Genomic DNA, 10426 nt, shown 5'->3' on the forward strand with positions numbered 1-10426 from the left:
CCGCAATGGCCGACCAGAAGCTCGGTCGGATTCTCCTTCTAGTGACCGCCTGCGGCTGGGGGCTGAACTGGTCCGTCCTGAAATACGTCCTGATCGACTGGCCGCCGCTGTTCGCGCGCGGCACGGCGGGCCTGATCGGCGCGGCCTTCCTCGCCCTGATTGCGGTCCGTCGGGGTGAGACGCTCGCCGTTCCGAGCGGAGCCTGGCTGCCGCTGACCTTCGCCGCCGGGATCAACGTGTTCGCCTGGATGGGCTTCACCGCCCTGTCGCTGAACTGGCTCAAGGTTTCCGAGGGGGCGCTCATCGCCTATTCGATGCCGATCTGGGCGATGCTGATCGCCTGGCCGCTGCAGGGCGAGCGGCCGGACGGCCGCAGCCTGCTCGCGCTGGCGCTCGGCGTCGCCGGCATCGCGATCCTGATGGGCGGGCCCGACTTCGCTGTCCGCAAGCTGCCGGGCGTGCTGTTCGGCCTCGCCGCCGCCATTCTCTTCGCCGTGGGAACCGTGATGGCCCGCAAGCCCATGGCGATGCCGGCGACGGCGTCGACGGCCTGGCAAGTCGCACTCGGCTGCCTGCCGATGGTCGTGCTCAGCCTGCTTCTCGAGGAGCCGCGGGTCTACGCCCTGTCCGGCCAGGGCTCTCTGGGGCTCGCCTACATGGCGGTTGGGCCGATGGCGCTGTGCTACCTGAGCTGGTTCGGCGCCCTGAAGCGCCTGCCCACGGCGGTCGCCGCAACCGGCATGCTGATCGTCCCGATCGTCGGCACGCTGTCGGCCGTGCCGCTGCTGGGCGACGCCTTGGGGCCGCGCGAGATCCTCGCCATCGCCATCACGCTGAGCGGCGTTGGATTGGCGCTGCGGGCCCGTCGCGGCTAGCGGCCGGCCTCAGCGCGCCTGCAACAGAAAGACCTGGGTCTCCCCGTATGCCCGCCGCTCCAGCTCCTCGAAGCCATCGGGCAGGCTGATCTCGGCATCCGCAGACTCTTCGAGGACGATCAGCGCCTCGGGCGCCAGCCAGCCGCCCTCGCGCGCCGACGCCAGCGCCTTTTCTCCCAATCCGTTGCGATAGGGCGGGTCGCAGAAGACCAGGCCGAACGGCGCCATGCCCGTGATCGGCCCGAGCTTCGTCGCGTCTCGGCGGAAGATGCGGCTGAAGCCGGCGAGGCCGAGCGCCATCTGGTTCTCGCGGATGATGCCACGCGCCTCCGTGCCGTCATCGACCAGCAGCGCGAAGCCCGCCCCGCGCGAGAGCGCCTCGAAGCCGAGGGCGCCGGTGCCGGCAAAGAGATCGAGCACGCGCGCGCCCTCGACCGCGTCGCCGTAGCCGTGGACGAGCACGTTGAACAGGGATTCGCGCAGGCGATCCGAGGTCGGCCGGATGCTGCCGATCCCCGGCTTCGGGCCGGCCAGAGGCCGGCCGCCGAGACGTCCGCCGACGATCCGCATCGCCTAGCCGCGCTTGCCGCCACCAGACGGGCGCGGACCCCTGCCGCTGCCGCCGGGGCGTGGGCCCTTGCCGCCGCCCGGTCGTCCGCCACCCGGCTTCCCGCCGAAGGGCCGGCCGCCACCGGCCGGTCGTTCCGAGGAACGGGCGCCGAAGCTCTTGCCACCGAAGCTTTTCCCGCCGGGCTTGTCGCCGAAGCTACGTCCGCGCGGTCGATCCTCGGCGGCGGCCGCGTCGCGCGTGCGGCGCAGCGGACGTTCCGTGGCCTCGCGGCTCACGCGTTCCGGGCGCTCGCCGCGGGCGGGGCGTTCCTGCCGGGCTTCCTCGGACGTGCGACCACGTTCGTGCCGCGGCAGCCGGTCGGGCCTGCGTCCACGCGCGGGGGCCTCCTCTTCGCGCGCTGCGGCGCCGACGCGTTCGACCAGCACGCGCCGTCCCTTCGGATCGGCGATCGGCGTGTCGCGCCGGCGCTTGACCTCGCCGGAGGCCTCGCGCTGCTGCCGCTCCAGCTTGGGATCGGCGCCACGGCGCGGAGCCGCCTTGCGCTCGCGCTGCGGCTCGGTCTCGGCATCGCGCCAGACGGTGCGGGTCCACGGCTTGTCGCCGCGCAGCTCGCGCACCGCCTCGCGGCGCGCCTCGTGCTGGTCGTCGGCGCTCTCGCGGCGTCGACGCGGGCGGTCTTCGCCGGCCGGGGCCGGGCGCGGCGCGGCGGGCAGGGCGTCGCGGCGCGGCGATTCGAAGTCGGCGCCGGCCTTGGCGGCGAGCTCGGTGCCCAGCTGGTCCTGCAGGACGCGCGAGCGGATCTCGTCGGCCTCGCCTTCTTCGAGGTCGCCGAGCTGGAACGGACCGAATGAGATGCGGATCAGCCGGTTCACCGTCAGCCCGAGATGCTCGAGCACGGTCTTGACCTCGCGGTTCTTGCCTTCGCGCAGATCGACCGTCAGCCAGGTGTTGAAGCCCTGCTGGCGCTCGAAGCGGGCGACGACCGGTCCGTACTGGATGCCGTCGATGGTGACGCCGTCCTTGACGGTGTCGAGCACGTCCTGCGTCACCTCGCCGAAGGCGCGCACGCGATAGCGGCGCAGCCAGCCGGTCTCCGGCAGCTCCAGCACGCGCGCGAGCCCGCCATCATTGGTCAGCAGCAGCAAGCCTTCGGTATTGATGTCGAGGCGGCCGATGGTGAGCACGCGCGGCAGGTCTTCGGGCAGCACGTCGAAGACGGTCGGCCGGCCCTCGGGGTCGAAATTGGTCGTCACCACGCCGCGGGGCTTGTGATAGAGCCACAGGCGCGTGCGCTCGCGGGCCGGCAGGGGCTCGCCGTCGACCAGCACGACGTCGGTCGGCTTCACGTCGAAGGCCGGGCTTTCCAGCACCGTGCCGTTCACGCTGACGCGGCCTTCCTCGATCATCGCCTCGCTGTCGCGGCGCGAGGCGACGCCGGCGCGGGCCATCACCTTGGCGATGCGCTCCGGCTCGTCGGCCGTGATCAGCTTGCGCTCGGGCGCTGCCTCGCGCGCGCGGCGGGGCCGATCCTCATGACCGCCGGCACTTTCGAAGCGCGGAGGGCGCGGGCGCGAAAAACGCTTCTCGCCGTCGCGGCCCTCGCCGCGCGGTGGCCGGTCGGCTCCGCCATGCGCCCTGTCGCGGGCCGGGAAGGGGCGATCGCCCGTTCTGGCGGGGCGCCGCGGACGCTCTTCGCCGGAACGCTCGCGGAAGCTGCGGCCTTCGCCTTCTGCGCCGGAGCGAGCCGGACGCTCGCCGTCGAAACGGCGCGGACGCGGGGCATCGCCCTCGGCGCGTGCCGGCCGCTCGAAGCGGCGTGCAGGGCGTTCGTCGCCGCCGGAATGACCGCGGAAGGGTTTGCGCTCGCCGTCGCGGACCGGGCGCTCGTCGCCGGTCGAACGGCTGCGGAAGGGCTTGCGCTCACCGTCGCGCGCCGGGCCGCGGCCCTCGCCGCCGGAGCGGCTGCCGAAGCTCCTGCCGCCCGAGTCCCTGCCGCCACCGAAGCCCTTGCCGCCGCCACGGCCGCCGGCGCCGCCGCCCTTGCGTGGGCCGCGGCCTCTGTTGTTGTCGTCGTCTTTCATGACTGCTCCTGAGCCGGCCGAGCACAACCGCTTTGCGGGAAGGGCCTGGCTCGCTTATTCGCTATAACCGGCGCTTGTAGCAGAGGCTTTCCCTCGCTGCGAGCGCCAAAGCTGGGGTTCACGATGTCTAAACCGCAATCACCCTCCGCGCTCGACGCGATGGCGCTCGCCTTCGACGAGGCGAAGGCGGCTGCGCTGCGCGGCGAGGTGCCGGTCGGGGCGGTGGTGGTGCGCGACGGCGCGGTTCTCGGCCGGGCCGGCAACCGCACGCTGGAGCTGAAGGACCCGACCGCCCATGCCGAGATGCTGGCGCTGAGGCTGGCCTGCGAGGCGATCGGCAGCGAGCGGCTGATCGGCTGCGACCTCTACGTCACGCTCGAGCCCTGCCCGATGTGTGCCGCCGCGATCTCCTTCGCGCGGATCAGGCGGCTCTATTTCGGCGCCGCCGATCCGAAGGGCGGCGCGATCGAGAACGGCGTCAGGCTCTATGAGAGCGCGACCTGCCACCACGCGCCGGAGACCTATGGCGGCTTGCGCGAAATCGAGGCTGCGGCGCTGCTGCGGGACTTCTTCCGCGCGCGCCGCTGATCCTCAGGTGTCCGACGAGTTGATGCCGAATTTCAGCGCGAGCTGAGCGCGGTCCATGCAGGAGACGTCGTAGGTGACCTGCCGGCCCTTGAATTCCGGGCGCTTGCCGAACTCCTTGGTCATCGAGCGGGTGATGTCGTCGATACGCGCTTCGCAGGCCTGGACGGAGGTGAATTCCATCTCGCTGATGCGACTGGTGGCGCAGGGGGCTTCCCCGGCGACGCAGGCCATGATGACCATGGTGAAGGCATCCATGCAGGCGCTCCTGTTGCGGCCGGTCAAGGCTGCGCCCGTATGGTTAGCGCTTGGTTAAGACCGGCGATGTACCCCCGCGCGTCCTTAAGCAAGAAGCGGACCGTTACGCAAGGCTGCGCCAGCAGAGATAGGCGCCGAGCGCCAGCAGCCCGGCGAAGAAGCAGGCCTTGAAGGTCGCCGGCGAGATGCGGTTGCGAATGAACTGGCCGGCGCCCATCCCCAGCAGCGCCGGAAGGAGGGCGAGCAGCGATTGCCAGGCGACGGTGCCGTTCAGCGCGCCGGCGCCGATCAGGCCCAAGGAGAGCGCCAGCGTCGAGACGATGAAGGAGATGCCGAGCGCCTGCACAAGCTCGTCCTTGTCGAAGCCGAGTGCCTGCAGATAAGGCACGGCCGGCAGCACGAAGACGCCGGTAGCCGCGGTGACGACGCCCGTGGCGAGGCCGATCACGGGGCCGAGCCAGCCTTCCCAATGGGCGGGAACGCGCAGTTTCGCCGCCTTCAGCCCAACCAGCGCATAGAGTACGAGCGCAAGGCCGAGCCAGAGCGTCGCGGTGCCGTCCTTCTGCTGCTGCAGCAGCCCGGCGCCGGCCCATGTCCCCACGCAGATCGCGGCGAGCATCGGGCCGAGCCGCCGCAGCGTCGTGCCGAGCTTCGGCCCGGTCGCGATCTGCCAGCCATTGGTCACGAGATTGGGCACGACGAGCAGCGCCGCTGCCTGTGCCGGCGCCATCACCACGCCGAGGATGCCGACCGCGATGGTCGGCAGCCCGAGCCCGATCACGCCTTTGACGAAGCCGGCGAGCACGAAGGTCGCGGTGATGAAGAGGAGGAGGGTCGTGTTGTCCATGCCTGCTTTTGGCATTGCCTGCGGCGGCTGTCGCGGCCCGATGCTACGGCCGGCGCCGTAGCGTTCCCGCTTGCGGCGCGGCGGCGATGGCGCATCATGTCGGCATGAACACGCAAGGTCCCTATCTCGCGGAGATCGCCCATCTGATGGGCGATCCGGCCCGCGCCAACATGCTGCACGCGCTGATGGACGGCCGGGCGCTGACGGCCAAGGAGCTCGCCTGGATCGCCGGCGTCGCGCCGCAGACGGCGAGCGGCCATCTCGCCAAGCTGATGCAGGGCAGCTTGATCGATGTCGCGGTGCAGGGGCGCCATCGCTACTACAGGCTCGCCGGGCCGGAGGTGGCGGCGGCGCTGGAGGGATTGATGGTGCTGGCCAATCTGGATGTCACCAGCCGGCGTTTGCCTTCGCGCGTCGGCGCCGAACTGAGCGAGGCCCGGACCTGCTACGACCACTTCGCCGGCCGCCTTGGCATCGGCATCCATGACGCGCTGATGACGGGCGGTCATCTTGCCGTCAGCGAGGGCGGCTATGCGCTCACCGCGTCGGGCCGGGCGATCTTTTCCGGTCTTGGCGTCGACCCCGACGCGAGCAGCCGGAGCCGCCGCGCGGCGCTGCGGCCCTGTCTCGACTGGAGCGAGCGCCGGCCGCATCTCGCCGGCCATCTTGCGGCCTCGCTCGCCTGCCGCTGCTTCGAGATGGATTGGGTGCGTCGCCGCAAGGACAGCCGTGCCGTGATCCTGACCGGGGAAGGCCGGGCGGTGCTGGAGAGCTCGCTTCCCGGCTTCCGCTGCGACGCGCCCGCGCCGGTCAGCCCGCGTTCGAAAGCGCCCGTTCCAGCCCTCGCTTGACCTCGTCCTTGATCGGCTCGGCCGCTGCGAGGATCGCCTTCGCCTTGAAGAAGTCGAGCCCGCCGATGCCGTCGGTGCCGGCCCGGATCAGGATGTCCGGCGGCTGCTGCTCGACCATGCGCTGGACCAGCGTACGTGTCAGGATCTGCGAGGCACCGACGATCGCCTCCATCGCGCCGGGAATGCGGGTGTCGCTCGTCGCGCTCGTCGGTGCGCTGACATCGACCGCGACCACGACGCGGCCGCGCGCCAGAAGCGCGCGATAGGGCAAGGGATCGATCGCGCCGCCATCGATCAGCACGCGCCCGCCGAGCGCGATCGGCCGCACCAGCCCGGGGATGGCGAGCGAGGCGGCGACGGCAGGCGTCAGCGGCCCGTCGTTCACCAGGACCTCGGCGTGGCGATGGTAGTCGGCCGCCACCGCCGTGAACGGGATCGCCAGCTCCTCGAAACGGTCCGGCACCGCCTCCGGCCAGAACAGGTCGAGCAGGCGCTCGCCGTCGATCAGCACCGGGTTGCCCAGGCCGCGCACGAGATCGGTGAGCTTGCCGATGCGGGCGTCGAGCAGCCTTGCAAGAGCGCGGGCCCGGTCTCCGAAGACCGAAAGCACATGCTCGCGCAGCTCCCGGCCGGAGAGCCCGGCGGCATAGGCCGCGCCGACGATGGCGCCGATCGAGCAGCCGGAAATCCGGGCGGGTTTGAGCCCGAGTTCGTCGAAGGCCTCCAGCACCGCGATATGACTGAGGCCCCGCGCGCCGCCCGCGCCCAGCACGAGCGCGATCTCGGGCGTGCCCGCGTCGTCCGGCGGAGCTGCGCTGCTGCGGGAGCCGCTCATGGCCTGCGGTCCTTCCGCCGGCTCAGGCCACGGCCTGCGCCAGGAAGGGCTTCAGCGCCGCGAGCGTGGCCTGCGGGTTCTCTTCGGGCAGGAAGTGCCCGCTGTCGATCGCCTGTCCCTCGGCCTGTGGCGCGAAGGTCTTGCGCCAGGTTTCGAGCGGGCTCGCGCCCTTGGCCGGGATGCCGGCCTCGCCCCAGAGCACCAGCGTCGGGCAGAGGATACGTTTGGCCGCAGCGAGATCGGTCTTGTCGTGCTCGATATCGGTGGTGGCGCCGGCGCGATAATCCTCGCAGGCTGCATGGGTGCGCGAAGGGTCGGCGAAGGATTCCGCGTAGGACCGCATCGCCAGCGGATCGAACAGGTCGAGATTCTTCGCCCGGCTCCAGCTCGCGATCGTTCGGTCCAGCCAGCCGACAGGGTCGGCCTTGAGCAGGTTTTCCGGCATCGGCTCGGGCTGCGCCAGGAAGGTCCAGTGATAGACCTGCATGGCACGCGCCGCGTTCATGCCTTCCCACATCGAGACGGTCGGCAGGATGTCGAGCAGGACGAGCCGCTCGACCCGGCCGGGATGGTCGAGTGCGAGGCGATAGGCGACGCGCGCCCCGCGATCATGGCCGATCACACCGAAGCGGATATGGCCGAGCGCCTGCATCGCGGCCACGATGTCGTCGCCCATGCTGCGCTTGGTGTAGGTCTCCCTGCCGCCGTCGCCATGCGGCGCGGCCGACCAGCCATAGCCGCGCAGGTCCGGGCAGACGACGGTATGGGTCTTAGCCAGCTCGGGCGCGAGCCGGTGCCACTCGGCATGGGTCTGCGGGAAGCCGTGGATCAGCACCAGCGGCGGGCCTTCGCCGCTGACGCGCGCGAAGATCTTGCCGACCGGCCCGTCGATCCAGTGCGCCTTGAAGCCGGGAAAGAGATTGTCGATGTTCGCCATGACCGAGAGCATAACTCCCGCCGCAGCGTCCTGTCAGCCTTGCTCGCGCTTCACCGCCTGCCAGCCGATGTCGCGGCGGCAGAACCCTTCCGGCCAGTCGATCCTGTCGACCGCTTGATAGGCGCGCGCCTGTGCCTCGCCGACGCTCTTGCCGAGGGCGACGACGTTGAGGACGCGCCCGCCATTGGCGACGAGGTCGCCATTCGTCAGCTTCGTGCCGGCGTGGAAGACGAGGATGTCGTCCAGTTCCTCGGCCTTCTCGACGCCGCGGATGACGCTGCCGGTCTCCGGGCTCGCCGGGTAGCCCCTGGCTGCCAGCACCACGGTGAGCGCCGCCTCGTCGCGCCAGCGGAGGTCGACCTTGTCGAGCACCCCGTCGCAGGCTGCGAGCAGAGCCGGCACGATATCGCTCTTGAGGCGCGGCATCAGCACCTCGCATTCCGGGTCGCCGAAGCGGGTGTTGTATTCGATCAGCTTCGGCCCCTGCGCCGTGATCATCAGCCCGGCGAAGAGCACGCCCTGGAACGGCGTGCCGCGCTTGGCCATGCCCGCGAGCGTCGGCCGGATGATTTCGGCCATGACGCGCTCTTCCAGCGCGGGCGTCATCACGGGCGCCGGCGAATAGGCGCCCATTCCGCCGGTATTCGGCCCGGTATCGCCGTCGCCGACGCGCTTGTGGTCCTGCGCCGAGGCGAGGGCGAGCGCATGCGCGCCGTCGCAGAGCGCGAAGAAGCTGGCTTCCTCGCCGACCATCCATTCCTCGATCACGACCTCGGCACCGGCCGCACCGAAGCTGCCGGAGAACATCATGTCGATGGCCTCGTTCGCCTGATCCAGCGTCTCGGCCATGATCACGCCCTTGCCGGCGGCGAGCCCGTCGGCCTTGATCACGATCGGAGCGCCCTTGTCCGCGACATAGGCCCTGGCGGAGGCGGCATCCCCGAAGCGGCCGAAGCCGGCGGTCGGGATGCCGAATTCCGCGCAGAGCTCCTTGGTGAAGCCCTTCGAGCCCTCGAGCTGGGCCGCCGCCTTGGACGGGCCGAAGGTCTTGATCCCGGCCTGGTGGAGATCGTCGGCGATGCCGGCGACCAGAGGCCCTTCCGGGCCGACGACGACGAGGTCGATGCCCTGCAACCGGCAGAAGGCGACGACGGCGGCATGGTCGGCGACATCGACCGCGACGTTCTCACCGCATTGTGCCGTGCCGGGATTGCCCGGCGCGATGAACAGCGCATCGCAGAGCGGCGAGGCCGAAATCGCCCAGGCGAGCGCATGCTCGCGGCCGCCAGAACCGATCAGAAGGATCTTCATGTTGGCACCCATCCGCGCTGGCGGCTTTGTGAGCCCTCATCCTGAGGAGCGTTCCGGGGGAACGCGTCCCGAAGGATGCTCCAGTGCGCTCTGGACCATCCTTCGAGACGCCGCTGGCGCGGCTCCTCAGGATGGGGGCTGAGGTCTACCGAAAGGATCCCTGCGCAATAGCGGCACCGGGCGTCGCGGGCAACGCTTCTGCTGTCCCGTCCGGCCCGCTATGGTCCGGCCATGGATCGCGAATCGCCCCTGCCGACCGGCAATGCCCCTGAATGGAGCGTCTCGGACCTCTCCGGCGCGCTGAAGCGTACCCTTGAGGATGCGTTCGGATTCGTGCGCGTGCGCGGCGAGATCTCCGGCTATCGAGGGCCGGTTTCCTCCGGCCATGTCTATTTCTCGCTCAAGGACACCAACGCCAAGATCGACGCGGTGATCTGGAAGGGCGTCTTCGGCCGGCTGAAGACGCGGCCACAGGAGGGGCTGGAGGTCATCGCCACCGGCAAGATCACCACATTTGCCGGCAAGTCGAGCTACCAGATCGTCATCGATTCGCTGGAGCCGGCCGGCGTCGGCGCGCTGATGGCGCTGCTGGAGGAACGCCGCAAGCGGCTGGCGGCCGAGGGGTTGTTCGGCGAGGAGCGCAAGCAGCTCATCCCCTATCTGCCCTCCGTCATCGGCGTCGTGACGTCGCCGACCGGCGCGGTCATCCGCGACATCCTGCATCGTCTGGAGGACCGCTTTCCACGCCATGTGCTGGTCTGGCCGGTCAGGGTGCAGGGCGAGACCAGTGCCGCCGAGGTCGCCAACGCCATTGCCGGGTTCAACGCGCTGGCGCAGGGCGGGCGCATCCCGCGGCCTGACGTCATCATCGTCGCGCGTGGCGGCGGCTCGCTCGAGGACCTGATGGGCTTCAACGAGGAGGTCGTGGTCCGCGCGGCCGCGGCCTCGGACATCCCGCTGGTTTCGGCCGTCGGCCACGAGACCGACACGACCCTGATCGATTTCGCCGCCGATCTGCGCGCCCCGACGCCGACCGGCGCCGCCGAGAAGGTGGTTCCGGTCCGCGCCGAGCTGATGGCTTTCCTCGCCGATCTGTCGCGCCGCCATGCCGGCGCGATGCGTCGGCTGTCGGATCGCCGCCGCAGCGACCTGCGTTCGCTCGCCCGTGCGCTGCCGGGGCCCGAGGCGGTTCTGTCCGGGCCCCGCCAGCGGCTCGATCTCGCCGCGACGCGGCTTGCACCTGCGCTCGCCCGCAACGCGCGCGCCCATGAACAG

11 protein-coding genes are annotated in these 10426 nt (G+C 70.7%); 4 read left to right on the forward strand and 7 right to left on the reverse strand.

Annotation, left to right across the window (positions count from 1 at the left end; translation table 11 throughout):
• Positions 1-875: DMT family transporter (locus ACIPIA_RS04285; protein WP_400507006.1), on the forward strand; the 875-nt coding region annotated here is incomplete at its 5' end.
• Positions 876-884: 9 nt separating this feature from the next.
• On the opposite strand, the gene rsmD is transcribed toward ACIPIA_RS04285, so the two are convergent.
• Positions 885-1445, reverse strand: a complete 561-nt coding sequence (gene rsmD, locus ACIPIA_RS04290) for a 16S rRNA (guanine(966)-N(2))-methyltransferase RsmD (protein ID WP_400507008.1) — start codon at positions 1443-1445, stop codon at positions 885-887.
• Between the two features lie 3 nt (positions 1446-1448).
• Positions 1449-3527 (reverse strand): pseudouridine synthase, encoded by a 2079-nt coding sequence (locus ACIPIA_RS04295; RefSeq protein WP_400507010.1) that lies wholly within the window; start codon positions 3525-3527, stop codon positions 1449-1451.
• A gap of 123 nt (positions 3528-3650) precedes the next feature.
• Here ACIPIA_RS04295 and ACIPIA_RS04300 point away from each other — a divergent pair, with 123 nt between their 5' ends.
• Positions 3651-4115: a nucleoside deaminase gene (locus tag ACIPIA_RS04300; RefSeq protein WP_400507012.1), complete on the forward strand. Its 465-nt coding sequence runs from the start codon at positions 3651-3653 to the stop codon at positions 4113-4115.
• A gap of 3 nt (positions 4116-4118) precedes the next feature.
• On the opposite strand, the gene ACIPIA_RS04305 is transcribed toward ACIPIA_RS04300, so the two are convergent.
• A complete protein-coding gene (locus tag ACIPIA_RS04305; protein ID WP_400507014.1) occupies positions 4119-4370 on the reverse strand; it encodes a hypothetical protein in 252 nt (83 codons plus the stop codon).
• 103 nt (positions 4371-4473) lie between these two features.
• Positions 4474-5217, reverse strand: coding sequence for a sulfite exporter TauE/SafE family protein (locus ACIPIA_RS04310; protein WP_400507015.1), 744 nt, complete (start codon positions 5215-5217; stop codon positions 4474-4476).
• An 86-nt stretch (positions 5218-5303) separates the two neighbouring features.
• On the opposite strand from ACIPIA_RS04310, the gene ACIPIA_RS04315 reads away from it, so the two are divergent.
• Positions 5304-6068, forward strand: a complete 765-nt coding sequence (locus ACIPIA_RS04315; RefSeq protein ID WP_400507017.1) for an ArsR/SmtB family transcription factor — start codon at positions 5304-5306, stop codon at positions 6066-6068.
• Here ACIPIA_RS04315 and ACIPIA_RS04320 read toward each other — a convergent pair.
• Genes ACIPIA_RS04320 through purD form a run of 3 tightly spaced genes read right to left on the reverse strand, consistent with a single transcriptional unit; the run spans position 6028 to position 9151 of the window.
• The gene (locus tag ACIPIA_RS04320; RefSeq protein ID WP_400507019.1) at positions 6028-6903 is read right to left on the reverse strand and encodes a patatin-like phospholipase family protein; all 876 of its coding nucleotides are present in this window, start codon (positions 6901-6903) and stop codon (positions 6028-6030) included. The two genes, ACIPIA_RS04315 and ACIPIA_RS04320, sit on opposite strands and share 41 nt — an antisense overlap.
• Positions 6904-6925: 22 nt before the next feature.
• A complete protein-coding gene (locus tag ACIPIA_RS04325; protein WP_400507021.1) occupies positions 6926-7840 on the reverse strand; it encodes an alpha/beta fold hydrolase in 915 nt (304 codons plus the stop codon).
• A 33-nt stretch (positions 7841-7873) separates the two neighbouring features.
• Entirely contained in the window at positions 7874-9151 is a 1278-nt protein-coding gene (gene purD / locus ACIPIA_RS04330; RefSeq protein WP_400507023.1) for a phosphoribosylamine--glycine ligase, read from the reverse strand.
• Positions 9152-9382: 231 nt separating this feature from the next.
• Here purD and xseA point away from each other — a divergent pair.
• On the forward strand, positions 9383-10426 hold a 1044-nt coding region (xseA, locus tag ACIPIA_RS04335), incomplete at its 3' end, for an exodeoxyribonuclease VII large subunit (RefSeq protein ID WP_400507024.1).

It is taken from the genome of Allobosea sp. CER48 (assembly GCF_044752385.1).
GTDB lineage: Bacteria > Pseudomonadota > Alphaproteobacteria > Rhizobiales > Beijerinckiaceae > Allobosea.